This window comes from Devosia sp., from assembly GCF_965229025.1.
GTDB lineage: Bacteria > Pseudomonadota > Alphaproteobacteria > Rhizobiales > Devosiaceae > Devosia_A.
In genome coordinates, this window is the sequence record NZ_OZ245853.1 from 2,076,840 (window position 1) to 2,101,885 (window position 25,046).

General features: G+C 63.8%; 26 protein-coding genes. 11 read left to right on the top strand and 15 right to left on the bottom strand.

All coding sequences use genetic code 11. From position 1 onward, the window contains the following. Window positions 1-155: 155 nt before the first annotated feature. From ACO06J_RS10265 to ACO06J_RS10275, 3 genes are all read right to left on the bottom strand, one after another. Window positions 156-1,736 carry a copper resistance CopC/CopD family protein gene (locus ACO06J_RS10265; RefSeq protein WP_421760616.1) on the bottom strand — a complete coding sequence of 527 codons (1,581 nt, stop codon included), beginning with the start codon at window positions 1,734-1,736 and terminating at the stop codon, window positions 156-158. A gap of 53 nt (window positions 1,737-1,789) precedes the next feature. Beyond that, a complete protein-coding gene (locus ACO06J_RS10270; RefSeq protein ID WP_421760617.1) occupies window positions 1,790-2,311 on the bottom strand; it encodes a YcnI family protein in 522 nt (173 codons plus the stop codon). Between the two features lie 201 nt (window positions 2,312-2,512). Continuing rightward, window positions 2,513-2,881 (bottom strand): hypothetical protein, encoded by a 369-nt coding sequence (locus tag ACO06J_RS10275; protein ID WP_421760618.1) that lies wholly within the window; start codon window positions 2,879-2,881, stop codon window positions 2,513-2,515. A 148-nt stretch (window positions 2,882-3,029) separates the two neighbouring features. Here ACO06J_RS10275 and ACO06J_RS10280 point away from each other — a divergent pair, with 148 nt between their 5' ends. After that, window positions 3,030-3,533 carry a response regulator gene (locus ACO06J_RS10280; RefSeq protein WP_421760619.1) on the top strand — a complete coding sequence of 168 codons (504 nt, stop codon included), beginning with the start codon at window positions 3,030-3,032 and terminating at the stop codon, window positions 3,531-3,533. Window positions 3,534-3,538: 5 nt separating this feature from the next. Here the strand turns inward: ACO06J_RS10280 and ACO06J_RS10285 are convergent, their stop codons facing one another. Continuing rightward, entirely contained in the window at window positions 3,539-4,108 is a 570-nt protein-coding gene (locus tag ACO06J_RS10285) for a hypothetical protein (RefSeq protein WP_421760620.1), read from the bottom strand. Beyond that, the gene (locus ACO06J_RS10290; protein WP_421760621.1) at window positions 4,098-5,594 is read right to left on the bottom strand and encodes a helicase HerA-like domain-containing protein; all 1,497 of its coding nucleotides are present in this window, start codon (window positions 5,592-5,594) and stop codon (window positions 4,098-4,100) included. Before ACO06J_RS10290 ends, ACO06J_RS10285 begins: the two co-directional genes overlap by 11 nt. Before the next feature lie 143 nt (window positions 5,595-5,737). Here ACO06J_RS10290 and ACO06J_RS10295 point away from each other — a divergent pair, with 143 nt between their 5' ends. Both ACO06J_RS10295 and ACO06J_RS10300 read left to right on the top strand, forming a co-directional pair. Then, window positions 5,738-7,081, top strand: a complete 1,344-nt coding sequence (locus ACO06J_RS10295; protein ID WP_421760622.1) for a TIGR03808 family TAT-translocated repetitive protein — start codon at window positions 5,738-5,740, stop codon at window positions 7,079-7,081. 324 nt (window positions 7,082-7,405) lie between these two features. Then, window positions 7,406-8,824 (top strand): amidase, encoded by a 1,419-nt coding sequence (locus tag ACO06J_RS10300; RefSeq protein WP_421760623.1) that lies wholly within the window; start codon window positions 7,406-7,408, stop codon window positions 8,822-8,824. A 172-nt stretch (window positions 8,825-8,996) separates the two neighbouring features. Here ACO06J_RS10300 and ACO06J_RS10305 read toward each other — a convergent pair whose 3' ends face one another. Then, window positions 8,997-9,725 (bottom strand): SDR family oxidoreductase, encoded by a 729-nt coding sequence (locus tag ACO06J_RS10305; RefSeq protein WP_421760624.1) that lies wholly within the window; start codon window positions 9,723-9,725, stop codon window positions 8,997-8,999. Between the two features lie 143 nt (window positions 9,726-9,868). Here ACO06J_RS10305 and ACO06J_RS10310 point away from each other — a divergent pair, with 143 nt between their 5' ends. After that, on the top strand, window positions 9,869-10,594 hold the full coding sequence (locus ACO06J_RS10310; protein ID WP_421760625.1) for a DUF930 domain-containing protein: 726 nt from the start codon (window positions 9,869-9,871) through the stop codon (window positions 10,592-10,594). Between the two features lie 17 nt (window positions 10,595-10,611). Here ACO06J_RS10310 and ACO06J_RS10315 read toward each other — a convergent pair whose 3' ends face one another. Further along, window positions 10,612-11,418 carry a hypothetical protein gene (locus ACO06J_RS10315; RefSeq protein ID WP_421760626.1) on the bottom strand — a complete coding sequence of 269 codons (807 nt, stop codon included), beginning with the start codon at window positions 11,416-11,418 and terminating at the stop codon, window positions 10,612-10,614. A 183-nt stretch (window positions 11,419-11,601) separates the two neighbouring features. Between ACO06J_RS10315 and ACO06J_RS10320 the strand changes: the two genes are divergently transcribed. Both ACO06J_RS10320 and ACO06J_RS10325 read left to right on the top strand, forming a co-directional pair. Beyond that, entirely contained in the window at window positions 11,602-11,967 is a 366-nt protein-coding gene (locus tag ACO06J_RS10320; RefSeq protein WP_421760627.1) for an ArsR/SmtB family transcription factor, read from the top strand. Then, the gene (locus tag ACO06J_RS10325) at window positions 11,945-12,448 is read left to right on the top strand and encodes an SRPBCC family protein (RefSeq protein WP_421760628.1); all 504 of its coding nucleotides are present in this window, start codon (window positions 11,945-11,947) and stop codon (window positions 12,446-12,448) included. The genes ACO06J_RS10320 and ACO06J_RS10325 overlap by 23 nt, the downstream gene beginning before the upstream one ends. Before the next feature lie 107 nt (window positions 12,449-12,555). On the opposite strand, the gene ACO06J_RS10330 is transcribed toward ACO06J_RS10325, so the two are convergent. Continuing rightward, a complete protein-coding gene (locus ACO06J_RS10330; RefSeq protein WP_421760629.1) occupies window positions 12,556-14,361 on the bottom strand; it encodes an autotransporter outer membrane beta-barrel domain-containing protein in 1,806 nt (601 codons plus the stop codon). A gap of 257 nt (window positions 14,362-14,618) precedes the next feature. Further along, entirely contained in the window at window positions 14,619-14,999 is a 381-nt protein-coding gene (locus tag ACO06J_RS10335; RefSeq protein WP_421760630.1) for a RidA family protein, read from the bottom strand. A gap of 258 nt (window positions 15,000-15,257) precedes the next feature. Here ACO06J_RS10335 and ACO06J_RS10340 point away from each other — a divergent pair, with 258 nt between their 5' ends. From ACO06J_RS10340 to ACO06J_RS10350, 3 genes are all read left to right on the top strand, one after another. Then, window positions 15,258-16,307 (top strand): helix-turn-helix domain-containing protein, encoded by a 1,050-nt coding sequence (locus ACO06J_RS10340; protein WP_421760631.1) that lies wholly within the window; start codon window positions 15,258-15,260, stop codon window positions 16,305-16,307. 333 nt (window positions 16,308-16,640) lie between these two features. Further along, a complete protein-coding gene (locus ACO06J_RS10345; protein ID WP_421760632.1) occupies window positions 16,641-17,447 on the top strand; it encodes a M10 family metallopeptidase C-terminal domain-containing protein in 807 nt (268 codons plus the stop codon). Between the two features lie 201 nt (window positions 17,448-17,648). Further along, a complete protein-coding gene (locus tag ACO06J_RS10350) occupies window positions 17,649-18,158 on the top strand; it encodes a GNAT family N-acetyltransferase (RefSeq protein WP_421760633.1) in 510 nt (169 codons plus the stop codon). Here ACO06J_RS10350 and ACO06J_RS10355 read toward each other — a convergent pair. From ACO06J_RS10355 to ACO06J_RS10380, 6 genes are all read right to left on the bottom strand, one after another. Beyond that, window positions 18,054-18,401, bottom strand: a complete 348-nt coding sequence (locus ACO06J_RS10355; protein ID WP_421760634.1) for an NAD(P)H-dependent oxidoreductase — start codon at window positions 18,399-18,401, stop codon at window positions 18,054-18,056. The two genes, ACO06J_RS10350 and ACO06J_RS10355, sit on opposite strands and share 105 nt — an antisense overlap. A 282-nt stretch (window positions 18,402-18,683) precedes the next feature. Beyond that, entirely contained in the window at window positions 18,684-19,538 is an 855-nt protein-coding gene (locus tag ACO06J_RS10360) for a hypothetical protein (RefSeq protein WP_421760635.1), read from the bottom strand. Window positions 19,539-19,548: 10 nt separating this feature from the next. Further along, complete coding sequence (rpsB, locus tag ACO06J_RS10365) at window positions 19,549-20,397, bottom strand: 30S ribosomal protein S2 (RefSeq protein ID WP_421760636.1); 849 nt, start codon at window positions 20,395-20,397, stop codon at window positions 19,549-19,551. A gap of 298 nt (window positions 20,398-20,695) precedes the next feature. Next, on the bottom strand, window positions 20,696-21,487 hold the full coding sequence (locus ACO06J_RS10370; RefSeq protein ID WP_421760637.1) for a hypothetical protein: 792 nt from the start codon (window positions 21,485-21,487) through the stop codon (window positions 20,696-20,698). Between the two features lie 101 nt (window positions 21,488-21,588). Beyond that, window positions 21,589-22,599: an asparaginase gene (locus ACO06J_RS10375; RefSeq protein WP_421760638.1), complete on the bottom strand. Its 1,011-nt coding sequence runs from the start codon at window positions 22,597-22,599 to the stop codon at window positions 21,589-21,591. 148 nt (window positions 22,600-22,747) lie between these two features. Next, the gene (locus tag ACO06J_RS10380; protein WP_421760639.1) at window positions 22,748-23,089 is read right to left on the bottom strand and encodes an SH3 domain-containing protein; all 342 of its coding nucleotides are present in this window, start codon (window positions 23,087-23,089) and stop codon (window positions 22,748-22,750) included. A gap of 222 nt (window positions 23,090-23,311) precedes the next feature. On the opposite strand from ACO06J_RS10380, the gene ACO06J_RS10385 reads away from it, so the two are divergent. Together ACO06J_RS10385 and ACO06J_RS10390 are read left to right on the top strand one after the other, a co-directional pair. Further along, on the top strand, window positions 23,312-24,169 hold the full coding sequence (locus ACO06J_RS10385; RefSeq protein WP_421760640.1) for an NAD-dependent epimerase/dehydratase family protein: 858 nt from the start codon (window positions 23,312-23,314) through the stop codon (window positions 24,167-24,169). Continuing rightward, a complete protein-coding gene (locus ACO06J_RS10390) occupies window positions 24,169-25,020 on the top strand; it encodes a sugar phosphate isomerase/epimerase family protein (protein WP_421760641.1) in 852 nt (283 codons plus the stop codon). The genes ACO06J_RS10385 and ACO06J_RS10390 overlap by 1 nt, the downstream gene beginning before the upstream one ends. Window positions 25,021-25,046: the final 26 nt, after the last annotated feature.

Sequence of the window (25,046 nt, forward strand, 5' to 3'; positions counted from 1 at the left end):
ATCTCCCTCCCCCTTGCGGGGAGGGATTAAGGGTGGGGGTGGAGGAGCCCGCGCCCTGCCAGCCTGTTCACCGGCTCCGCACACCCCACCCCATCCCTCCCCGTCAAGGGGAGGGAGCCCGACTGAGAGAGCTGGTTCACGGGCAACTTGACTGCCTAGTTCGAAAACACCACGTCATCGGCAATCCGCGTCATCACGAAGTCCGATACCCTGATATCCAGCCGGATGGTCCAGGTGCCCGGCACGGGAATCTGCAGCGGCGCCACCCGCCAGCTGCCGTCATCCTGTTTGACCGCCGGATACTTCACCTCTTCTATCCCCGCCGCCGGGTTGCTCGCCACCAGTGTCAGCGCCTTGGCCTCCAGCGGACCGAAATCCCCAGTCATCAGCACGATGTCGGCCGACGTTTCCCCCGTCGCGCCCGAGGCGAACGTCACCTCGCCCATGGCGGCATCGGTATGGATATGCAGCGACAGCGGCGCAGCTTCCACCAAGGCCAGTGCGCGCGGTGGCGGCGTGAAGCGCCAGAGCGCGGCAACGGACAACACCAGCACGATCAGAACCGCCTCCACGGCAATCGTCCGCACCAGCCGCCGCGTCGCAACGGCATCGCCAGCCAGCACCGGCCCGGTCAGCCGAAGGCGGTTGTAAACTGCAAGCGCGAACACCCCCGCCAGCAGCACGAGCTTTGCCAGTAGCACCTGCCCATAGGCGGTCTCGATCAGCGCGCTTGGACGGCCCACCTGGATCACCGCCAGCACCGCACCCGCCACGATGAGCGGCAGCAGAGCGACCGGGATCCAGCGCGAAAACCGCCGCAGCGCAGCCACATCGGGCACCGGTCCATGCAGCGCGGCAAACAGCGGCAGCAGCGCGCCGGCCCATGTCGCAATCCCTACCGCATGCACGAAAACCGCCGGCCGCGTCAGCCATTGCGGCTCGGCCGCCCCAGCATGTCCCGTCACCGCCAGCGCCACGCCCACACCTATCAGCGCCACGAGAGCCAGCACCCGTCCGATGCCGCCGCCCCGCCATTCCGCCAATGCTGCGAGGGCCATCGCCACAAATCCGATCGTCATCGCCGGGCCAAGGCTGGTCGAAAAGCCAATCGCCCAAACGCTTGGATCCACTATCGCAGCAAGCGGCAGCCCCAGCGCATCGAGCCCTTGCAGCCCAACCGCCAGCGGCGCCGCCACCAGCCCGCCCGCAAGCGCGACCCGCCCGGGCCGTTGTGCGTCGATCCCCTCCGGCTGCATCCAGCGCCGGAACGCAACGCTGCCGACCCCGAAAAACAACCCGAGATAGACCAGCACGCGAACGGCCCATATCGCGGTCCGCAACACCCAGTCCACTGCCTGATCCGCCCCCGCGGCCCCACGGCTCGGCGCGCCAACCGAAAAGATCACCGACCCAGCCACCGGATGGCCATCGGTCGAGATCACCCGGTAACTCAAAGCGAACGTGCCGTTGCCAATCCCCGCTGGCACTGCCACCTCGATGGCGCTGTCGACCAGCTTGAACTCTGCCAGCGTGGTCTTGCTGCCATCAGGCGCCACCAGCGTCAGCGCCAGCGGCGACACTGGTTCGTTGAAGGTCAGCACGAACTGCGTAGGTGCATTGGCCAGCACCGTGTTCTGCGCCGGGCTAGCGCTGATCAGCGAGGCATGCGCCAGCGCCGCCCCGTTGAGGACGAGCCAGACCAGCAAGCAGACGGCGGCCTTCAGGACCAATCGCATTTCAACCTCAAGTTTGGGGCGCCGCCTGTTAGCGACGCCCCGTGGCATCCGGCTTAGTGGTGACCGTCGGTTGCTTCAATGATGTTGAGGCCGGGCGCCGGCAGCTCGGGCGCCGGCTGGCCTTCCACCGGGATCTCGATCCAGGCTTCCTCGCCGGTTGTGCAGGTCTGGATCACCGGAAAGTAGATCGGCTTGCCCGCCTCGACGCCCGCGAGCGTGCCGCGGAAGACGAACTCGTCGTAGAACTCATCCGGCAGGTTGCCGCCCGACCACGTGATCTCCTTGACGCCTTCGGCGAGCGGTGTCCCGTAGTAGTCATACGTCTTGGCATAGGCGCCCTTGGTCGTTGCCAGCGTCCAGCCAGCCTTGGGCTGCGGCTTGACGCTGATCACGCCTTCAGGGATCTGCACGCGGATCGACGTCGTGGCATTGCCATCGCAGCCGTGCGGCACCCGCAGCACCGCCTTATAGGTCGAGCCGGCCGGCGCCTCGGGCGTTTCCAGCGAAATATGGGCGAAGGCGGAGGTTGCACTCAGCAGCACCAGCGCAGCGCCCAGCAGGGTCTTGTTCAGCATAGTATTTTCCTTGTCTTGCCGGCTATCCGGCGATGATCAGCCATCCGGTGAAAGCAGGCGATTGGCCTCACTGCGGCTAGCGCCGCGCCAATCAGATTGCTCGTGGGGATGTCGTCCTTGACCAGCAAGACGGAACTCTGTCCGCATAGCCGGTCTTGTTCCTGGACCCGGCTCACGCCGGGCGGTTCGAAGAACTCGGGATCAGGCGACGGGCGGGGCCTGTGCCCCGAGGATGCGGGGATAGGCCCCGACAACGACCGGCTGCAGCGGTTCTGCGTAGGCGGTGCGTTCGATCTCGACAAACGCCGGCACGTTTGTGCATGGCGCGGGCGGCAAGTCGGCGCCGGCTCCGATCCGGCAGGCATGGCAGGGAGCATGGTGCTCCTCTGGGGCGGTCGGCGCGGCGTCCTGGCAGATATCGGCCGAGGCCAGCGCCGTCGTCAGATATGGTGTGAGATCAGCGGAATAGGCGACGGTGCCCGTCTGTGCGTGGCCAAAATTGAGGAAAAGCAGCGCCAGCACGCAGATCGCGCGCACCACTTCCCGCAGATTTTGTCCGGCGTTCGACACGCGGCGGCCCCCAGCCATTGCTTCACCCATAGTGCAAGAGTCGCGTCGAGGTGATGCGACATAGTTTCCGCACCACATCCACAATTGCCGGCTCTTCTCTCCGGCGTCATCCAGTGTTAACATTTGATTAACCATACTGGATCCGTCTGTGCCTCACAACGCGCGCACCATTGCTGTTCTTGTCGCCAATCCGGCGCTGAGCTCGATTCTGAGCATGGTGCTGGCCTCGGTGCCAACGCTGCGCGTCAGACCGTTCGACAGCGAACTGGCGCTGCAGATTTACATGCGGCTCGCGCCGGTCGATCTGGTTGTCACCGACTTTGACAGCGTGCACGCCCCGGCCGATCAGGTCGCCCGCGACCTCCGCGCCGACGACGCGATCGAGCGCCATGATTTCCAGGTGATCGCGCTCGCGTCCAGCGTCACCCCGGCAACCAAGAACCTCTGCATCGCGGCGGGCATTGACGAAGTCATCGTCAAGCCGATGTCCCCGAAATACCTGCTCGAGCGGGTGCAGTCCCGGCTAGCCAGCCGCGCCGCGCAGAACGCCGGCTACCGGCCCGCACGCGCTGCGCCCAAGCGCCCCGATTTCTCGCAATACGGCAACGTCATCCCACTCTGGACCCGCGAGCGTCCGCTGCCAACGCACTGAGCCCGTCAGGCCGTCACGTTCAGCGACCAGGCGATCTTGTTCCACAGATCATCGACATTGTCGGTAAACGTCACGATGCGGTCAGCATGGCTTACCGAGTGGCTGATGATGTCCGCCGCAAAGCCGCGCATCGATTCAAACGCCCGGTGGTGGTTGAGCAGGATCACCGGCTTCCTGCTCGCCCCTGCCCCGGCGCGTTGCCAGGCACGATAGAGGCCCGCGACCGAGGCCAGCGAGCCCGGCAGCCCGACAAAGGCCTGCGCCATCTCGCCAATCCGCCGCACTCGCGCTTCGGGGTCCTCGATCCGTTCGACCCGCACCTCAGCCAGCGCCGGTGGGGCGTGGAAGGCCTCGTCGGCAAGGATCAGCACATCGCCGCCAGCCGCCCGCGCGCTGGTGACCAGCGGGATGGTCTCCATCGAACCATCGACGAGGCAGACGATGCGGGCCCCATGGCGCGCCATCAGCGTGCCCGCCTGCGTCATGATCGAGGCGCGTTCGGCATCGCCCGGTCCCTTGTCGGAGGCAAATACCGCCAGCAGCGGCCTGCCGTCAGCGGGGAGGTTACCGACCACGAGTCAGGCTTCCCAGGATGCCGCGGACCAGCGCCCGCCCAAGGCTCGTCGCCATGGAGCGGCCGAACGAGGTGACGGCGGCTTCAATGGGATCAGCCCGGGTCGAGCGCCGCGGCGCGGCGGCACGATCCGCTTTTTCCTGCGCCGCAGCCTGCTTCGCGGCCGCTTCTGCTTCGGCCGCCTTGGCCTCATCCATCTGCCGCGCCTTGGTCTTGGCGGTCAGCACCTCGAAGGCCGAGTCGCGGTCGATAGCGGTGTCATAGACGCCGGCCACCGGCGAATTGGCGATGATCGAACGGCGCTCTTCGGGTGAGATCGGCCCGACCTTGCCCGAGGGCGGCCGGATCAGCGTGCGGCCTACCATCGAGGGGATGCCCTTGTCCTCCAGCACCGAAACCAGCGCCTCGCCGATCCCGAGCTGGGTGATGACTTCTTCGGTCGAGAACGCCGGGTTGGGCCGGAACGTCTCCGCCGCCACCTTGACTGCCTTCTGCTCGCGCGGCGTGTAGGCGCGCAGCGCGTGCTGCACCCGGTTGGAGAGCTGGGCCAACACGTTCTCGGGAATATCGACCGGGTTCTGGGTGATGAAATAGACGCCGACGCCCTTCGATCGCACCAGCTTGACCACCTGCTCGACCTTGTCGACCAGTGCCTTTGGCGCGCCATCGAACAGCAGGTGCGCCTCGTCAAAGAAGAACACCAGCTTGGGCTTGTCCACGTCGCCCACTTCCGGCAGCGCCTCGAACAGTTCCGACATCAGCCAGAGCAGGAACGTCGAATAAAGCTGCGGCGCGCCCATCAGTTCGTCCGCCGCGAGGATCGAAACGACGCCGCGGCCATCGACATTCGTCCGCATCAGGTCAGCGATCGTCAGTGCCTTCTCGCCGAAGAAATTGTCCCCGCCCTGCTGTTCGAGCACCAGCAGCGCCCGCTGAACGGCGCCCACGGTGGCCGTCGCGACATTGCCGTAACTCGTCGAAATCTTGTCCGAATTGCTGGCGATCTCGATCAGCAGCGCCCGCAGGTCCTTCAAATCGAGCAACAGCAGCGCGTTGTCGTCGGCATACTTGAAAGCGATGTTGAGCACGCCTTCCTGGGTGTCGTTCAACCCCAGGATGCGCGACAGCAGGAGCGGCCCCATTTCCGAAATCGTCGTGCGGATCGGGTGGCCCTGCCGGCCGAACAGGTCCCAGAAGATCACCGGGAACTTGTCGGCCTTGTAGTCGTCAAAGCCGATCTCGGCGGCGCGCTTGGTCTGCCAGTCCTTCATCTCGCCCATCGACGAAATACCAGAGAGGTCGCCCTTGATGTCGGCGGCAAACACCGGCACGCCTGCGGCCGAAAAGCCCTCGGCCAGCGCCTGCAGTGTCACGGTCTTGCCCGTCCCGGTCGCACCGGTGATCAGCCCGTGGCGGTTGCCATATTTCAGCGCCAGGTATTCCGGCCGCGAACTGGTACCCAGATAGATCTTGTCAGGAACGAGCATGACGCCTCGCTTGGGATTCGATTGGTGCCCACCTCTATAGCCGTGGGGTGGCACCGTGCCAAATGAAAGCGGGAGACAGCCGCCCCCGGCGGGTCTAGCCTGTCAGTCATATCGTGTTAACCATCTGGTCATACTCTCGATACATGTCGAAGCCGCTCCTGAACCGCCGCCGGATGCTTGCCGGGCTCGCTGCAGCGGGCGCCCTGCCCCTCGCCGCGCCGGTGTTGGCGCAGGCGTTGGGCGGCAACAAGCTCGGCCTCGTCGCCGACAGCCCGGATGACCAGAGCGCCGTGTTCCAAGAAGCCCTGATCAAGGCCGCCACCGACGGGCGCCCACTCTTTGTCCCCCCCGGCACCTATCTCGTGGGCAATCTGCAGGTGCCCAGCAACCTCACCATCGAAGGCGTTCCCGGCGATACCATCCTCGCCTCGGCGGGTGCGCACGCGGTGCTGCGCATCGCTGGCAGCGCCCATGTCCGCCTCACCGGGCTCAGCTTCCTCGCCGCTGCCGGCGGACCAGATAAGCCCGATAGCGGGCTGGTTGAAATCGAAGCCAGCAGCACCGTCGATATCGAGGGGTGTTCGTTTCAGGGCGGGCTCGCACACGGCATCGTGGTGCGCGAAGCTTCCGCCCGCATCGCCGGCTGCGAATTCTCCCACCATGGCCTCGCGGCGATCTTTTCCACCGACAGTCGCGGGCTCGACATTTCCGGCAACCACATCATGGCGTGCTCAAACGGCGGCATCCTGATCTGGGGCAGCAAGAGCCGCCACGACGGTTCGATCGTTTCGGGCAATACCATTTCCGGCATCGGCTGGACCAACGGCGGCAACGGTCAGAACGGCAACGGCATCAACGTCTACCGCTGCGACGATGTCATCGTTTCTGACAACCAGATCAGCGATTGCGCCTTCAGCGCCGTGCGCCTCAACAGCACCAAAAACGTCTCGGTCACCGGCAATGTCTGCCGCAAGTCGGGCGAGGTCGCGATCTTTTCCGAGTTCGCCTTTTCCGGCTCGGTGATCGCCAACAACATTATCGATGGCGCGGCCACCGGCATCTCGATCACCAACCTCGATCAGGGTGGCCGGCTTGCAGTGTGCTCGGGCAACCTCGTGCGCAACATCAGCGCCAGTTCCGCCGTCAATCCGGACACCCGTCCCGTTGGCATCTATGCCGAAGCAGATACCGTGGTCGCGTCCAATACCATCGACAACGTCCCCGGCATCGGCATCCTCGCCGGAAACGGGCCGTTTCTCTCAAACGTTGCCATCAATGCCAACACGATCTCCGGCACCGCCACCGGCATCGCCGTCAGCACCGTGCACGAGGCCCAAACCGGCAAAGCCAGTGTCAGCAACAATCTGATCAGCGGCAGCACTACCCCGATTGCAGGTCGCGCCTGGGACAAAGTCACGTCCACCGATCTTGCTGCTGACGCCGCGCAGTTTCCCAATATCACCCTCAGCGGCAACATCGCCAGCTAGGGCCATCCGGGGCAGAAGGTCTGACTCCGCCGGCAGATTGATAGAACGAGAAGGCCCCCTCACCCGGCCTTCGGCCGACCTCTCCCCCAAGGGAGAGGTAACGAGGTGGCACGATCGTGCCTCAGCACACCTCTCCCTTTTGGGGGAGAGGTCGGCGCGTAGCGCCGGGCGAGGGGGCCTTTCCTCTACCCGCGATGGAAATATGTCCGCCCGTCCAGTCGCGCGCCCAGCGCAAACCTGCCCAGCCGCCCACTTTCCACCCTTGGTCATTCCCGCCTCTGCGGTCTAGGCTCCGCGCCGAACGCTATTGCCCAGGATTCCCCGATGTCCGATCTGCCGCTTTACTATCTCCCCGCCACAGAACTTGCAGCCCGCATCGCCAAGCGCGAGATCTCCGCCGTCGAGGTGATGAAGGCGTTCCTCGCACGGATCGAGGAGGTCAATCCCAAGCTGAACGCGCTCGTCTCTTTGCTGCCCGAAAGCGAGGCGCTGCAGCTCGCGGAAGCGGCTGACAAAGCTCAGGCCTCAGGTGACGCCGTCGGCATCCTTCACGGCCTTCCCACCGCCGTCAAAGACCTCAACGCCGTCAAGGGCTTCCCCACCAGCTTCGGCTCGCGCTCCAGCAAAGCCAATCCGGTCGCCGATCGCGATGCGCTGTTTGTGCAAAAGATCAAGGCGGCGGGCGGCATCGTCATCGCTAAGTCCAACACCCCCGAACTCGGCGTCGGCACCCTCGCCTTCAATGAGGTCTTTGGCATCACCCGCAACCCGTGGGATCTCAGCAAGCACGGCGGCGGGTCAAGCGGCGCTGGCGCGGCCGTGGCGGCTGGTCTCGTCCCCATCGCCGATGGCAGCGACAGCGGCGGCTCGATCCGTTACCCCTCCTCGTTCTGCAACACCGTCGGTCTCCGCACCACGCCCGGCCGCGTCGTCTTTGAGGCCTTGGGCGACGGCTGGACGCCCCATGCGGTGCTCGGCCCAATGGCCCGCTCCGCCGTCGATGCCGGACTGCTGCTCGCCGCCATGGCCGGCCCCTCGCCGCAGAATCCGATCGCGATCGACTCAGACCCCACCGCTTTCCTCAAGCTCGCCGATCTCGACCTCTCCAAGGTCCGCATTGCCTGGAGCAAGGATGCCGATGGCCTGCCCGTGTCGCAGGAAATCCGCGACGCCTATGCCAAAACCCGCGCCACGCTGGTCAGCCTCGGCTGCACCATCGATGACATCGAACTCGACCTCAAAAGCGCCGACCACGCCTGGGAAACGATCGAGATGTTCGGGTTCTTCACCGATTCCCCGCCGCTGGTGCACACCAACCCCGAGTTGTTCCGCCCAGACTATGTGCGCAACATCCGCCAGGGCGCTGCGACTGACCCCAAGGAACTCGCCTGGGCGATCCGCGAGCGCACGCAGATCTTCAAGCGCACCGCAGCGCTCCTCGAAAACTACGACGTCTTCATCACCCCCGCGACCCCGGTCTCGGCGCCCCCGGCCGAGGTCGAGTGGGTGGCGGAAATCGACGGCACCAGTTTCGAGCGCTATTTCCTCTGGCAACGCATGGCGTGCCGCATCACGATGACCGGGCATCCGGTGCTGGTCACCCCCGGCGGCTTCACCGACAAGGGCATGCCCTTCGGCCTCCAGATGGTCGGCCCGATGCGCGGCGAACACGCCCTGCTCTCGCTCAGCGCCGCTATCGAGAAGGCCACCGGATGGGGTGCAAAGCAGCCCACGGGGATCTAGGGCGAGGCGCAAGGCCCCCTCACCCGGCCTTCGGCCGACCTCTCCCCCAAAGGGAGAGGTAACGAGGTGGCGCGATCGTGCCCCAGTTCACCTCTCCCTTCGGGGGAGAGGTCGCCGCGCAGCGGCGGGTGAGGGGGCCTTTCGTTTCTAGGTGAACGAAGAGCCCCGCCCCTCAAATATCCTGGTTCTGCGGCAATATCACCAGATCGCGGATGGTCACGTTGGCCGGCCGCGTCAGCATGAACAGCAGGGCCTCCGCCACATCCTCCGACCGCAAGCCCTCGCGCGCCGCCACCTTCTGGTCGATCACCGCCGGGTCGTTGAACCCCCAGAGTTCGTTCAGCACAACGCCCGGTGCCAGTGCGCCAACCCGGATATTGTGCCGCGCCACCTGCCGCCGCACGCCATGCACAAACGACTGAATGGCGTGCTTGGAAGCCGAATAGATCGGCTCCCACTGGATCGCCTGATGGCCCGAAACCGACGAGGTAACAACAATATCCCCCGCTTGCCGCGCGATCATCTGCGGCAGCACGGCATGGATCAGCCGGAACACCGAGTTGACGTTGACGGTCAGAAGCTCATCCCACGCGTTCGGGTCGCCGTCCGCAATATCCCCCGGAATATAGAGCCCGGCATTGGGCAGCAAAATATCGATCGCCCCGAAATGCGCCGTCGCAGCCGCGACCACCCCGGCGATCTGTTCCGGCTGAGTCAGGTCCCCCGGCAAAACCAGCGCCCCGTCCCCGATCTGCGCCGCGACGGCCTCGAGCCGCTCCTCCGACCGCCCGGTCAGCGCCACGCGCACCCCGTGCGCCGCCAGCGCCAGGGCCATCGCCCGCCCAATCCCCGAACTGGCGCCCGTCACCAGCGCAACCTTACCCGTCAAATCCCGCGCCATGCTCTCTCCCTCGCCCGCCGCGTTCCGCAGGCTGGGCAGGGGAAGCCTATGGGGTCTCGATGTGGGCAACAAGCTTGCGTATGGCAGTACATCCATTTGCCGCAAATGGACGGCAGCAATGGCTCTCAATTGCGGTAGCCGGAATGACCGACTTGGTTGCGCTTCTTGCCCTTCGACAGGATTGGGACTGGCGGCGTGCGGTACCGGCCTCAATGGGCCTGCATCTGCTGGCGCTGGGACTGTTGATCGCCTGGCCCGTAACGCGGGCACTGTCGCCAGTTCCACCACGCAGCATCGCCGTCGAAATTGTCAGCGAAGCGCAGTTCGCAGCGGTGGCCGGCCCAAAGGTGCCAACGCCTCAGCCGCCTCCGGTGCCGGTCCAGCCAGCGGCGATCCCCTCGGAACCTGCAGACACGGCCGCTGCCGTCGCTTCATCTGCGGAAACCAGTGCAACGATGACCGCCCCCTTCCCGCAAACAATCCACGCCACCACGCTCTATTCAGCAACCGTGCTGAAAGAGCCGGCCAACCGCCAGGTCCGAACCACGCTGCCAGCCCTCGCGCCGGACGAGCGGATCATCCAGCTCTGCAATATTGAAGCACTTGAGCAGATCCGCATCGCGCGTCCAAAGCCCTTCCCCGATGCGATTGTCGCCCCGGCGTTTGCCGATACGACGACCACCGAGGCAACGCTCGTCGCCAGCGGGGCCGCCTATCGTAGCGGCCGTACCTGGTTCAGGGCGCAATACACCTGCACCGTCGGCGCCGACCTCGAAAGCGTCACCGCGTTCGACTTTGCCATCGGCCCGGAAATTCCAGAGGCGGAGTGGGACAGTCACGGGCTCAATGCTGCAGACGCGGACGAGTAGCGGTCTCTCGCTACCCCCTAGAGGCTGGTCGCGACCTGCGCCACCACCACCCACTTGCCGGCCTTGTTCTTGTTGAAGCACAGGCCCGTGGCGTAGGGTTTGTCGAACTTGGCAACGCTCATCCGCGCAAAAGCCGTGCCGCCTTCGGGCAGGTGCACGGCGATCCAGTTGCGCGGCGCGTCCGTCTTGTAGTCGAGCGCATAGAGCAGGTCAGGCGCCAACGTTCCGGCCGCGGCGGCGCTATCGGCCGGGGTCTTTTTCAGCTCGTAGGGCGCCGTCACATAGACAAAGCCCGAGCTCTGGATGCCCAGCTTGTCGGCCAGCTTCTGCAGCGCCTTGGCGTCAAAGCTGCGATAAGCGTAGGTGCACACCGCGCCCTTCACCATCGGGTCAGCGCCCCATGGCTGGCTGTCGGTCAATGACTGCACGATGAACTCGCGCTCGGCCGCAATGTGCAGTTTGGGGTCGTCAGAACCATCGGGCGCCGTCGGAACGTCGCCGCCAATAGTGCCGGAGAGCGCCACCAGCATGTCCTCGGTGGTCTTGTACGGGCCAATCACCACCTTGTTGCGGGGAAACGCCATGTCGATGCTGCCGTCGATGGTGGTCACCTTGCTGGCCAGCCCCAGCCCGATCGCGTCGCCATCGCCCTTTTTCACATTGGCCAGCAACGCCGTCGCATCAGCAATCAACTCAGGCGAAGGCTGAATGCTCTTGGCAGCCTCCAACTTGATCGGCGCATAGGCCTCCCCGGCCAGCGCGGAACCAGCAAATCCGGTCGCCAACAGGCCAACCAGCGCGAGCGATATCAGGGTGGAACGCAATCCAGTCCTCCAAGGATTTGGCCTCGCTGCACAAGGCGAGACTCGATTGGGCGAACCATCGGATAAACCGAGGCTCTGGGCAAGCCGCGGGCATCGCTACTATCGCCAGCCTCGTCGACACGGCGCCTGCCAACCGTTCAGATAGCCCTTGCAGTTCGCAAACCACGCTCTATAGTGAACTACATGGTTCAGTATCTGAAAACCCGCTTCGACGTCTCCTTCGCCGCCCTTTCGGACGCGACCCGGCGTGGCGTGCTGGAGCAGCTGGGGCGTTCGGACGCCTCGATCACCGACCTTGCCGGCCGGTTCCACATGACCCTCACCGGCATGAAAAAGCACGTCAGCGTGCTCGAACAGGCTGGGCTCGTCGTCACCGAAAAGGTCGGGCGGGTCCGCACCTGCCGGCTCGGCAAGAGCGGGCTGGAGGAGGAAATGGCGTGGATCGAACGTTACCGCCAGCTATGGGCAGCACGCTTCGACGAACTGGACAAAATCGTTGCAGAGTTGAAACACGAGGAAACGGAAAATGGACGAAAAACGGGCGACTGAGCCCTCTCACAAGAACACCACAACCACGGACCGGGGCTCCGAGCGCGAACTCGTCGTCACTCGAGTCTTCGACGGCCCGGCCCACCTCATCTTCAAGGCCTGGACCACGCCTGAAATCCTGATGCGCTGGTGGGCGCCGAAATCGTTCGGCATCACCTTCATCTCCTGCGAGGCGGACGTGCGCACCGGCGGCACCTACCGCTTCGTCTTCGGCCATCCGCAGTCCGATCAGCCGATGGCCTTCTTCGGCCGCTACCTCGACGTGCAACCGCCTACACGCATCGTCTGGACCAATGACGAAGGCGATGGCGGCGCCGTGACCACGGTGACGCTCGAGGAAAGGGACGGCAAGACCCACCTGGTCCTCACCGACCGCTATCCGTCGAAAGACGCCCTCGACGAAGCTATCGCGTCGGGCAGCGTCAGCGCCTATCCGGAACAGTTCGAGGCGCTCGACGAGCTGCTCCCCACTTTGGGTTAGGGTGTGCGAACGATCGAATGGGCCGGACACCAGCGGCTGGCATGGGTTGCCGGGGCCCGCACCAGCGTAGCCTTGGCGCTCTCCGCGGGGCGCGGGGGCGGCGCCGCTCAGTGTAGCGCCGCGGCGATCCCGAGGCCTGCGCCCCAGGCGCGCCATTGTGAGCCGAGGCCGTCGTAGTAGACGCTGGCGCGGGCGGAGAGGCCGTTGGCCGATCCGAGCGTTGAGCCGGCTTCCACGCGAGCACGGAGGGCAGCACTATCGGGGTCGGTGCCGGCGCTCTCGGAGCTGTAGAACGTCCAGATGCCGCTCAGGCCGAGATAGGGCGAAAAATCGCCCGGCTGCTCGGGGATGAGACTGAGCTTGGGCCCAAGTTCGACCGTCGCTGTTGTTGCGGTGACCGACGGTACGGTGTCACCATTGTGATCGGAATAGGCGGCGGTCGTCTCGGTGATGGCCGCGAGCTTGGCCGAGGGCGAGATGCGAACGATACCGGCGTCGAACTGGCCGGCCAGCGTTGTCGATCCAAGCCAGCGTGTGCCGGTGAAGCTATCGGTTGGCGCGCCGTCTTGCGTGATCTCGTTGAACGACTGGCCGCCCGCCACCCGGGCGTCGAGGAACAGGTGTTCGGAGAGCTTGATCGTCATATAGGGGCCAACGCTGTAGCCGGTGCCGGAAACTGTGGCGGTGTTGCCATCCTGCCGGGTGCTGTCGATCTCGGCGGCGATGCCAACGAGGACATGGTCGGTGAGCAGATAGTCTCCGCCGACGTGGACAACGCCGAACAACGTGTCGTCGGACGCGCGGGCATAGCTGCCCTCGGCCCAGAATGCCAGGTTCCTGACAGTTTCGCTGGGCGCTACCCCATCGATCGCATCCCGGGCGGAGCTGTAGCTGAACGAGGTTGCGTCCTCGCCCACCTGCACATCGAGCGGCAGGCCGGTGGTGGCGCTATAGCCCATGACGCTAACGGTTCCGGGCGATGACGTACCGTAAAAACGGGCGATGAATTGGCCGATGTCGGGCTGGCTGGAGAGGAGCAACTGGTTACGACTGGTGAGGAAGCTGGCGATGGCGCTCGTTGCCTCGGCCGTCGTATCGACATCCGGAATGAACTCGATGATCAGCGAGCCGCTACCGCCCGACGAGGCAGCGGAAATCGATGTATCGCTCCCCGAGCTGAATGAGCCGCCGCCGGTGCTGGGACCGCCGGCCACTCCGCCATTTCCACCGGCATAGCCGCCACCGCCACCGCCGCAAACGCGATCATCGGCCAGGTAGTCGCCAGAACCCGCGCCGCCGCCGCCGAAACCGCCCCTGACGCTGCCGCTCCCGGGGCCGCCGGCACCGGCCGCGAGGCCGTTGGCCCAGCTCCTGCCACCCGATCCGGTGCCACTGCCGTCCCCGCCATCGCCATAGAATCCGCCACCACCGGAGGCTGCGCCAAATGACTGTCCGCCCAGCCCCGCGCCGCTGCTGACGAAACTCGTCGCGGCATCGTCACCGGTGTAGTTGAGGCCCGCGCCACCGCCGCCGCCAGCCACGAGCAGGGGCATGTCGGCCGATCCGGTTTCAACGAAGAAGGTGCCGCCACCGCCGCCGCCGGCGCGGCCATCGGTGTCCCCCGCCTTGCCCGCAGCGAGCGAATAGATCGTGCCGGCAGAGAGCGTGAAGGTGGCGGAAATCTCCGTGCCGCGACCCCCTTTCAGCCCAAAGCCTGTGCTGCCGCCACCCTGCGCGCCGATCGCCGTGACGCGGTAAGTGCCGCTTACCGGCGGCTGCCAGGTCTCCTTGGCGCCCGTGTACGAAAACGAATACGTCTGTGCGCTAGCGGCATTTGAAAGGAGGCTGAGCCCGATAAGGACCAGAAGGCCGAGCAGGGCGAGCCTCAACTTCTCAAGCACTACGACCGACATTCAACGCCCCTTGCAGCAACACCGAGAGGCAATTTCATCGCGGCACGGCAAGCTTCAAGGACAATGTGTCCACCGGGACGCTGGGGTAAGGAATTGGGACGATGGGTCAATTTCGCCGGACGGGCGATGCGCCTGGCACTAGCCCGCAATGTCGATGCCCCGATGAGTCCCTCGCACACGGCGCAAGCCCCTATCGAGCGCCATGGAGCCGAGCCTCAGTCGTGCAGATTTCCTCCGCCAACCCTCAGCAGAAGACCTCAGCCCTCGGCGATCAGCGCAATCGATATCTTGAGCCCGGGCACCCGAACCGGGAGCTTCGCGCCCTGCCGTGCCGGAGGGTCAACTGGAAACCACTTCAGCCACTCCTCGTTCATGCCGGCGAAGTCCTCTTCTTCCGCAAGGATCACGGTCGCGCTCACGGCTCTGTCGAGGCTCGTGCCGGCGGCTGCGAGGATTGCGCTGATATTGCGAAGCGCCTGTGCGGTCTGCTCCTGAATGGTCTCCCCAACGATCTTGCCCGTCTCAGGGGAGTAAGGGGCCGTACCGGACACGAAAACCAGTCCAGCGCTCTTTACGGCGTGGCTGAAGTAGGGCGACGCCTTGGGCAAATGCTCCGGAGCGATGATGGTGCGCGACATGTGCTCGACCTCCAGCAGGATCAAACAATCGCATGGCGGCGCCATTGTAAACGACGGCTGGCTGGCAGTTCGATCAAATACCGGCACTCAGTGCTTGCCGCGACCTGAAAAGGGCTATTTTATCCGCCCGCCGACGCCACCCACGCACAATGTGGTCGCCGGGACCTCGGGGTAAGGAATTGAGACGATGGGTAGAATAGCCGGAGCGCAGGGCGCGTTCCACCACCCTGCCCCTTCGCCCCAAGGCCCGATTGTCAGATGAACGAACTGCTGCCCGCCACTGCCCGGCCCGCCCTTATCGAGTGCTACGGCGCCGAGTTTCGGTCCGGCGATCCCGAGGCAGCCGCCGCATATACCAAGGTGCTGATGGCGGCGTTCGATTTCGAGATCCCGGCCCATGCCTCAGCCGAGCCCTTCGCCGCCAGCACCGAGCTCTTCTTTCTGCCCGATGTCACCGTCTCGTGGGCCAAAATTACCGCCAGCCGCTTCACCCGCACGATGCGCACAATTGCCGCCCGCGGCACCGACCAGATCCTCGTCGTCTGCTACCGCAACGGCCATTTCGACATGACGACCGGCGGGGAGACGAAACGCGTCGAAGCCGGTGAAATCGCCTTCATCGACCTGTCGCAGGCGATAACGATCGAGGCGCCGCTGGTCGACAACATCAGCCTCGCGGTCTCCCGCCGCAAGCTTGAGGCCATGGTGCCGTTCCTCGATGCCGCGCATGGTTTCGTTCGCCCGCGCGATGCCCTCTCGAAGCTGCTCTACGGCATGCTGGAAGGCATCGTTGCTGCTGGCGCAGACTTGCCGGTGGTCGATGCCCGCGGCATCGCCGGCGCCGCGCTGCAACTCGTCGTCGCCTGTCTCGAGCCCCTCTCGCGCCAGTCCGCCGAGAGCGGCCGCAACACCGTCTCGCTGGTCGCGATCAAGGCCTTCATCGAGCAGCACCTCCTCGAGCCGACGCTCGGCCCGCAGGCCCTCCTCGACACGTTCGGCATCACCCGCTCTACCCTCTACCGCCTGTTCGAGCCGCTCGGTGGCGTCAGCGCCTATATCGCTCAGCGCAAGCTCAACCACGCCTTCCGCCTCCTCTCCGACACGCGGCAGCCGCGCGGGCGGATTTCCCAGCTCGCCACGGAACTCGGCTTCAGCCACCCCTCTGCCTTCACCCGCGCCTTCAAGGACGCCTTCGGCCTCTCGCCCAAAACCGTCCAGGCGCTGGCCGAGCAGTCACGCGAACAGGAAGTCCAACTCCTGATCTCCCCCGAACCGATGCAATACCTGAAGCCGCTAAGAACCTCGTAATCCACCGGCGCGCCCCTTCACCTCTCCCTTCGGGGGAGAGGTCGGCCGAAGGCCGGGTGAGGGGGCCTTTCCGCGCGCCCACTTTCGATAGCCTTTCGCCGTTGCCCCAAAATTCGGCAGCAGCGGACAGCGAGGCTGTCGATGCCACTTTTCAAGGCAGGCGCAACGACGAGTTTACTCGCTTTTTTCGCCTTCCCATGTCGCAGCCGCGGCGCAGCCATGCATCGCCCGCACTTCCGGACAGGCAACCTGCGCGCCCAGCCTTCTCCCCGAACGTCCAGATCGGCACACCTCTGCCGATGTCGGGTGCGTTCACTGAGGAGGAGAACAAACATGGCCACCATCATCGCCGGCGAGAACGCGGCAAATACCTACGGCACCGAGGAAGGAGATCTCATTTCCGGCCGGCGTGGCCAGGTCGATCACCTCTACGGACTCGGTGGTGGCGACCTGCTGATCGGCAACGCCGACGGCATCGGTGACATCCTCGAAGGCGGGGAAGGCGATGACCGCTATCTCATCTGGGACGGCACGCTGGACACCATCATCGACAGCAGCGGCGCCGACGGGATCGTCTCCTCGATCGGCATCGACCTCCGGAACTACACCGGCATCGAAAACGCCGAACAGCTGTTCGAATGGGGTGGACGGCAGCTGCACGGCACCGATGCCGACAACACCCTCACCGACCGCGGCGGCAGCAATGCCCTGTTCGGTGAAGCCGGCTCAGACCACCTGTTTGGCGCAGCCGGCAACGACATCCTCAATGGCGGCACCGGGCAGGACATTCTCGATGGCGGCGCAGGCCGCGACAGGTTCGACTTTACCAGCATCGACGACACGCCGGCCGGCGCGCTCAATCGCGACACCATCGCCGATTTCGAGCAAGGCCAGGATATCCTCAATCTCGGAAAAATCGACGCCGACACCCTCCACTCCGGCAACCAGGCTTTCGCCTTCGTTGGTGATGCCGCCTTCACCAACACCGCCGGCCAACTCCGCTTCGAACAGACCACCGCCTCCGACGGCGTCAGCGCGGTGACGATCGTCTCAGGCGACATCAACGGCGATGGCCTGGCGGATTTCGAGGTGCAGATCAGGGGGCACTATGACCTGACGGCCGCGGATTTTATCTTGTAGGCGAAAGCAGCCGTTCCCTCTCACCCCCCCTCCCCCTTGGGGGTCCATCAGTCATCACCAACCTCACATTGACCTGGTTCAATCGCACGGCCGGCGACCCACTTTGATCGCCGGCCCACGCTTTTTCTGCAAGGACTTGTCTTCCGTGACACCGCTCTGAAGCGCTAGACCAACAAGTGGGTAAGAAACGGGGGTAGTCAGATGGAACACGTTCGCGATGCTGATGATCTTTCCATCCGTCCTGCGCGGGCCAGCGATGCTGCAGCCATCTGGGGCATAATCGGTCCAACGATCAGAGCAGGTGAAACCTATGCGCTTGACCGGGACATGTCCGAGATCGATGCGCTTGGCTACTGGATGGGCGCCGACCGGGAAACATTTGTCGCCGAGGATGGCGGCACGATCGTTGGTACGTACTGCATACGAGCGAACCAGTCGGGCGGCGGCAGCCATGTCTGCAACTGCGGCTACATGACGTCACCTCTCTCCGCCGGTCGTGGCGTTGCCCGGCGCATGTATGCGCATTCCGTGGCGCACGCTCGGATCAAGGGCTTTCGTGCCATGCAGTTCAACTTTGTTATCAGCACCAACGTCCGTGCGGTGCGTCTATGGCAGTCGCTGGGCTTTGAGACGGTCGGAAGGTTGCCGCTTGCGTTCAAACACCCGTCTCAGGGCTATGTCGATGCGCTGGTCATGTTCCAGACGCTTTGACCGCAGAGTGCTCGCCCTGGCGGCGGCCTTCTCGTTCTGCAGCAGCGCGATGCCGAGAGCGCGGCCCCGGGTGGCCCGCCCCCGCCACTCCTCCTCCCCCATCGCCGGGTCGCACTTCATCGCGTAAAGGTCGAAATCGATAACCTCGTCACCCCTGGCGCGCAGCGTCCGCACAATTCGCTGGTGCAGCGACGCGCTATAGCTGTCGGCCGCCGGATGCGCATAGACGACGTTGACCTTCATGGCGGGCGTCCCCCTGTGATCATCCGATCATGGCAGCTTGCGCAAAACCCCCGCCAGCTCCGCAGTCACGTGGTCCGACCGACTGGTACGTTCGAGCGTCCACGCCAATGGACGCACCTTTCCACCGATCGGAAAACCGAGGCGAAGATGGCGGACGTACGGCGCCGCATATTTTGTCGAGGAAGCAGTGCAGGTCTACTTCGACACTGCTCGTGCAATGATGGTCGACCGCGGCCGGTGGAGGGCATTCGGCTGATGGCTAACTGCCCACCATTTCAAGGTCTACCGGAACAACCACCATTGCGAAGTGGCAATCCCCTTTTCGGGCGTAACCTTCATCGCCGCATCCATCATTTCTTGGATTTTCGGTACGTTTACATCGAAACATGCCTTCACATACGATCCCCAGTTCCGCGCCGCTTGATGCATCGCCCACCGTACTGGCCAACCAAAAATGAAGAGAATTACGAGATCCCACACGATCTGCCATGAACGCAGGTCAGTAGTCGTGAGGAGGGCCAGAGCGCTTGCAGTACCAAGAAAATGAAGATTAAAGAAAAAGTCGAATTGGGTCCGCGCATCCGACACCGCCTGAAGGTCTTCCGTCTTAGCGACCATTTCCAGTCTACTCCACCCGGGAATTGCATCGACGCCGTACTTGGTCCCCGAGTACGATTCGAATGACCTGATAATGTTACCGAGCTTGAACGCGAGCACATGCTCCCTAAGTGACGGGAAGTCGGTCGACAATGCCTCTATATTTTTTGAATACTGCGCTACCGCACCCGAAGATGGCTCACCTTTTTTTGCATTCTCTCTAAATCGAGCGATTGAGATCGCAAGCCTGTCAAATCTATCAAGTTGAATATTTCGGAACGGAGTCAATAGGCTTTCTGCATAGTATCCCTCAGCCAATCTGATAAACGTCATATTTACTGCAAGCAGAACTATTGAGATGACGACGGCAATCAGACTCGCAGTTGCAATTGTATCCACAGTCAGTGGAAGTATAACGCTATCGACCCAAGTCCGGACAAAAGCATGATTTAGGTAGTGAACTGCAATAATTACTATTAGCGGCGTTAAGTACCCTACCAGAAACTGCTTCCCAAAGAGCTTCGCGAGTTCTGATGACAACTATCACCTCCTAACGAGGACGTGGCTTGCCGCCGCCCGGATTGGCCGCGGGACGCGGGTACGGAGCCGGTGTCGTAGAGTTTCCTGGCAGCCCGGAGCCGGCCATTGTTTCACCAGAAAGAGCCGGCTCAAGTGGGACTCCTTCGTCCGCGCCAAGGTCGGCACCACGGCCAGCAGCCGAACGGCCGATGCCGTCAATGGCTGCGCGCGAGACGAGGCTGCAATAGAGCTCGAGAGCGCGGGCGGCGTCGTCGTTGCCGGGAATGGCGAAATCGACGGTATCGGGATCAGAGTTCGAGTCGACAATCGCGATCACCGGAATGCCGAGACGCTTGGCTTCCTTGATGGCGTTCGCTTCCTTGTTGGTGTCGATAACGAACAGCAGGTTGGGAAGGTTGCCCATGTCCTTGATGCCGCCGAGGTCGCGCTCAAGACGCTCCTTCTCACGGCTGAGGAGCAGCAGTTCCTTCTTGGTGAAACCCGAGCTCTCATCCTGAGCCTCGAGTTCGCGCAGGCGCGAGATCGAGTTCGAGATGGTCTGCCAGTTGGTCAGAGTGCCGCCGAGCCAACGCGAGTTCACATAGTACTGGGCGGACTGGCGAGCTGCCTCGGCGACTAAGGGGGCGGCCTGACGCTTGGTGCCGACGAACAGCACGCGGCCGCCGTCAGCGACGGTGTCCGAGATCAGCTGGAGGGCGCGCTGCAGGGCCGGAACGGTCTGCGAGAGATCGAGAATGTGGATGTCGTTGCGCACGCCGAAGATGTGGCGTTCCATCTTGGGGTTCCAGCGGTGCTTCTGGTGACCAAAGTGGACGCCTGCTTCGAGCAGCTGGCGCATGGAGAATTCAGGCAGCGCCATACCAACGCCTCGAAGCTAAATAGGTTACGGAAATGTCAATAAACAGTGAGCGAACGATTACGTCAACAAATAGTCATAGGAAGGCCTGTCGTCGTACCGCGAAATTACTATTGATAGACAAACATCGCTTCGCTCCAGAGACGCGCGAGTTTATCTTTCTCGTACGAAACAATGGATTTGCTCTATGCTACCCGCCACGGACGCCAACGAGGCTCTGAGTCTGTCGTGTCCACTCTTGGTAAGAAGAGGTGCAAACTGCGATCGCTACTTCAACCGGAAGAGATCGATCCGCCCCCCCTCACAACCCCGTCGCCGCCTGCGCCACCACCACCCAGTCCCCCGCCTTGTTCTGCCTGAAACACAGCCCCGAGACATACGGCACGCCCAGGTCATCCCCACCGACCTTGGCAAAGCCCACGCCACCTTCGGGCAGGTGGAACGCCGTCCAGCCGGTGGGCGTATCGGTGTCGTAGTCCAGCGCGTAGAGCTGGCCCGGGGTGAAGGTCGCGAGAGGCTTGCCAGTGGTCTTGGGCGCGTCGCGCAGCACCTGCTCTTTCAGCACCGAGCGGAAGCCTGAGCTTTCGATGCCGAGCGCGGTGGCGGCGCGGCCCACGGCTTTGAGGTCGTAGGCCTCGAAAGCGTAGCTGCAGATCGCGTCCTTGACCATCGGGTCCCTGCCCCAGGCCTGCCCGTCGGTCAGCGATTGTTCGATGAAGTCGAGTTCCATCTTGGTGAGGAAGGCCGCGACATCGACATCGGGCGGCACGTCCCAGTCGCCGCCGGTGTTCTGTGCCAGTTGCGCGACCAGCGAGGCGGCGGTCTTGAACGGCCCGATTGTGTCATTGGCGCGCGGTCGCGACAGTTCGAGCCCGGCGCTGATCGTCATCACCCTGGGCGCAAACCACTTGGCCAGCCCGTCGACGTCCTTGTCGCGCACCGCCGTCAGCAGCGCCGTTGCGTCCTCGCGGAGATCCTCAGGCGCGGCGACCGTGTCAGCCGCGGCGACCGTGGGCGGCACATAGGCCACGCCGGCGGTCGCCTGCCCCATGGAAGCCAGCAACAGGCCAACCGACAAAACGAGATAACGCACGATCATTCTCCCTGGCAGCGCCGCGCCCCCGCGCGTCCCAACTGCCACTCAACCTATGACGGCGACCAAGGCCCAATCCTTGGGGCGCCGGCCGCATTTGTTCAGCTATTCACCTCAGCCGTGGCGCGCATCTCGCCGACTTCGAACTTGCGCACATTCAGCACCTTCTGGCGTGAAAAGCGTTCGAGCACGGCGCGCTGGTCGTCATCGGGATCGCCAAACCGCAGCAACAGGCTCGCGACCGTCGCCTGGCTCGCCGCCATGTTGCCGTCGTCGATTTTCAGGGCATAGCCCCAGCCCTTGTTGCGGATGGCGCCGCATTGCACGCCCTCCGCCCCGCCCTTCTGCATGACCCGGCCGGCAAAGGCGCGCATCACCAGCGTATCGAGATGGTCGGTTCCCGCCACAAGGTGTGGATAGGCGGTTGCCGCATCAAAGATGCGCTGCGCTGCCGCCGCAAGATCGGCCGGCAGCCCTTCGCCCGTCGCCATTTTTGCAAAGCCGCGCGCAAAGCCCGAAAGCGGCGCCGCCCAGGTGGGGATCGAGCAGCCATCTCGGCCGCAGAGATCCACTGAAAGCTCCGAGCCGGTCACCGTCTCGATCGCGGCGCGCACCGCCTTCTGCACCGGGTGGTCGCGCTCGACATAGTTCTCGGTCGGCACTCCCAACGCGCGGGCGACGCTCAGCATACCCGAGTGCTTGCCCGAGCAGTTGTTGTGCAGCGCCGTCGGCTGTTCGCCATGGGCACGCAGCGCATCGCGCGCCGGGCCGAAAGTTGGCGCATGCGCCCCGCATTCAAGGTTCGTCGGCGCGAGCCCGATATGGCCGAGAAACGAGGTCACCCCCGCGACATGGAACTCCTCGCCCTGGTGGCTGGCGCAGGCCAGCGCCAGCTCTTCGGGCTGCAGCGCAAACTGGTCGATAGCGCCCGAGGTCACCATGGCGAGGGCCTGCATCGACTTGATCGCCGAGCGCGGGAACACCGGGCGCGAGATATCCCCGGCTGCCGCGATGATGTTGCCGTTGGCATCGGAAATCACGAATGCGCCGCGATGGATGTTTTCGACAACGCCGCCGCGCGTCTGCTCGGCGAGAATGGGATTAGCTGACATGGAAAAAGGGCCCGGTGGTTTCCTTCAAGGAACCATCCGGGCCGCTAAAGTCAACTGCGTTGGAGGTCAGGCACTATGCATGGGAGGTCAGTCGGTCGTCGTAGGAGGCCATTGGCGTGTTTGGAGCGCGCCGCCGGCAAATCGGCTGTCAGATATCGGCGTCGTAGATCTGGGTCAGGAACTTGGCGTTCACCCAGCCCTTGATGTCCTGCCGCTCGATGAGGCACCAGTCCGAGCCACCCTGGGGAGAAACGATGCAGCGCTCCACCCAGACACTGGTTTCGGGTTCGAACGAACCGACCTGCTGCGAGTACGAAGCGGGCCACATGCGGACATTCAGCGTGTCGTCGCTCGCCACACCCGTCACGAGGGCGGGGCTGTCGACGTTATAGCCTGCGGCAAGCGCGGGCTGGATGGCGAAGGCGGCGGCGCCGGCAATCACCAGACCGGCGAGCGTGGCGACCAGCAGCTTTTCCTGGTTCTTGTTCATTTGGGTGGTCCTTTCGGAACGGCATTTCGTTTTGTTGAGACGACCCTACCCCCCTCGGATTGAACCCACCCTGAGGTCAGCATTCAGTTTTCGTTCATCGGCGGGGTTCGGCGGCGGCAAAATCGTGAAGCCTGCCACAATCAGAGACCGATTTACCTTTTCCCGACCCATGCTAGGGTCACCCCAACAGACACGAACAGTGCGTATCGAGGAGACGATCAGATGGCCAAGGTTCTGGTAACTGGCGGCAGCGGCAGGCTCGGGCGCGCGGTGGTCAAAGACCTGATTACCAATGGATATCAGGTCCTTAACGTCGACCAGACGCTCCCCAGGGATCCCATCTGCCGCTCCATCCGCATCGATCTCACCGATTTCGGCCAGGTCGCAGCCGCGATCCTCGGCGGTATCGACGAGCACAAGGGTCCGTTCGACGCCGTCGTCCACCTCGCCGCCATCCCCGCCCCCGGCCAGTTCGCCAACGCCCACACCCTCAAGAACAACGTCCCCAGCAGCTACAACGTCTTCGAAGCCTGCCGCCTCGCGGGAATCAAGAATGTGGTTTTCGCATCGAGTGAGACCGTGCTCGGCCTGCCCTTCGACAATCCGCCGCCCTATGTGCCTGTAGATGAAGAGTATTTTCCGCGACCTGAAACCGCCTACTCGCTCGGCAAGCTGCTCGACGAGACCATGGCGGCGCAATATTGCCGCTGGGATCCGGAGCTCAAGATGGTCGGCCTGCGCTTTTCCAACGTCATGGATATCGAGGACTACAAGGCATTCCCCAACTTCAACACCGACGCCCACCTCCGCAAATGGAACCTCTGGGGCTATATCGATGCGCGCGATGGCGCGCAGGCGGTCCGGCGCGGAATCGAAGCCGAATTCAAGGGCTTCGAGCCTTTCATCATCGCCAATGCCGACACGGTGATGAGCCGGTCCAACGTCTCGCTGATGGCCGAAGTCTTCCCCAACGTGCCGCACAAGGGCAATCTCTCCCCTAACGGGACGCTGCTCTCGATCGACAAGGCCAAGCGCATGCTCGACTACAACCCGCAATACAGCTGGCGGAACCACGTCTGATGATCCGTCTTGGTGGGCACGGGCTGCCGGTTTCGTCCGACGATCCCGAGGCATTTGCGAAAGCACACAAGGCCTTCGGCTACAGCGCAGCCTATGTGCCAGAGGTCTCGATCAACGACACCGCCCGGCTTGCGGCAATCGAGAAAGCCTTTGCGGCCCAGGATGTTATGCTGGCCGAGATCGGCATCTGGCGCAATCTCGTCAGCCCTGAGGACACCGTCCGCAAAGCCCATCTCGACTACGCCATCGAGCGCCTCGCCATCGCAGAGGCGGTCGGCGCCAAATGTGCGGTGAGCTATATCGGCTCGTTCAAGGCCGGGACGGACTATGCTTCCGTCGCGGAGAACTTTGGGCCCCGGGCATTCGATGCCTGCGTCGAAACGGCCCGGCTGATCATCGATGCGGTCAAGCCCAGGCGGGCCAACTTCGCGCTCGAAATGATGCAGTACTCGCTACCCGACAGCGTCGACTCCTATGTCGATCTTATACGGGCGGTGGATCGGCCGGCCTTTGGTGCGCATCTCGATCCGGTCAACCTGATCATGACGCCACGGGTCTACTGGAACAATGGGGCGCTGATCCGCGAGTGTTTCGAAAAGCTGGGCGACCGACTTTTATCCTGTCACGCCAAGGATATAGCCCTGCGCACGCAAGCAGCTCTGCATTTTGACGAGGTGCAGATCGGCGACGGCATGCTCGACTACGGCACCTACCTGCGCGAACTCGACCGCATGCCGCGCGAGGTCCCGCTGCTGCTCGAACACCTCGATGGGCCGGAATATGCCGCGGGCCGTGACCGCATCTTTGCCGCTGGCGACGCAGCCGGCGTGCGCTTTCACGGGCGCGATTAAAATCAAGACTTGGTGATTTGTCACAT

Coding starts and splice junctions, on each gene's coding strand:
- ACO06J_RS10345 (WP_421760632.1), top strand. CDS start 16,641: ATGGCCACCATCATCGCCGGCGAGAACGCGGCAAATACCTACGGCACC.
- ACO06J_RS10295 (WP_421760622.1), top strand. CDS start 5,738: ATGTCGAAGCCGCTCCTGAACCGCCGCCGGATGCTTGCCGGGCTCGCT.
- ACO06J_RS10385 (WP_421760640.1), top strand. CDS start 23,312: ATGGCCAAGGTTCTGGTAACTGGCGGCAGCGGCAGGCTCGGGCGCGCG.
- ACO06J_RS10340 (WP_421760631.1), top strand. CDS start 15,258: ATGAACGAACTGCTGCCCGCCACTGCCCGGCCCGCCCTTATCGAGTGC.
- ACO06J_RS10310 (WP_421760625.1), top strand. CDS start 9,869: ATGACCGACTTGGTTGCGCTTCTTGCCCTTCGACAGGATTGGGACTGG.
- ACO06J_RS10320 (WP_421760627.1), top strand. CDS start 11,602: ATGGTTCAGTATCTGAAAACCCGCTTCGACGTCTCCTTCGCCGCCCTT.
- ACO06J_RS10335 (WP_421760630.1), bottom strand. CDS start 14,999: ATGTCGCGCACCATCATCGCTCCGGAGCATTTGCCCAAGGCGTCGCCC.
- ACO06J_RS10290 (WP_421760621.1), bottom strand. CDS start 5,594: ATGCTCGTTCCTGACAAGATCTATCTGGGTACCAGTTCGCGGCCGGAA.
- ACO06J_RS10330 (WP_421760629.1), bottom strand. CDS start 14,361: ATGTCGGTCGTAGTGCTTGAGAAGTTGAGGCTCGCCCTGCTCGGCCTT.
- ACO06J_RS10305 (WP_421760624.1), bottom strand. CDS start 9,725: ATGGCGCGGGATTTGACGGGTAAGGTTGCGCTGGTGACGGGCGCCAGT.
- ACO06J_RS10380 (WP_421760639.1), bottom strand. CDS start 23,089: ATGAACAAGAACCAGGAAAAGCTGCTGGTCGCCACGCTCGCCGGTCTG.
- ACO06J_RS10300 (WP_421760623.1), top strand. CDS start 7,406: ATGTCCGATCTGCCGCTTTACTATCTCCCCGCCACAGAACTTGCAGCC.
- ACO06J_RS10355 (WP_421760634.1), bottom strand. CDS start 18,401: ATGAAGGTCAACGTCGTCTATGCGCATCCGGCGGCCGACAGCTATAGC.
- ACO06J_RS10325 (WP_421760628.1), top strand. CDS start 11,945: ATGGACGAAAAACGGGCGACTGAGCCCTCTCACAAGAACACCACAACC.
- ACO06J_RS10265 (WP_421760616.1), bottom strand. CDS start 1,736: ATGCGATTGGTCCTGAAGGCCGCCGTCTGCTTGCTGGTCTGGCTCGTC.
- ACO06J_RS10375 (WP_421760638.1), bottom strand. CDS start 22,599: ATGTCAGCTAATCCCATTCTCGCCGAGCAGACGCGCGGCGGCGTTGTC.
- ACO06J_RS10270 (WP_421760617.1), bottom strand. CDS start 2,311: ATGCTGAACAAGACCCTGCTGGGCGCTGCGCTGGTGCTGCTGAGTGCA.
- ACO06J_RS10390 (WP_421760641.1), top strand. CDS start 24,169: ATGATCCGTCTTGGTGGGCACGGGCTGCCGGTTTCGTCCGACGATCCC.
- ACO06J_RS10350 (WP_421760633.1), top strand. CDS start 17,649: ATGGAACACGTTCGCGATGCTGATGATCTTTCCATCCGTCCTGCGCGG.
- rpsB (WP_421760636.1), bottom strand. CDS start 20,397: ATGGCGCTGCCTGAATTCTCCATGCGCCAGCTGCTCGAAGCAGGCGTC.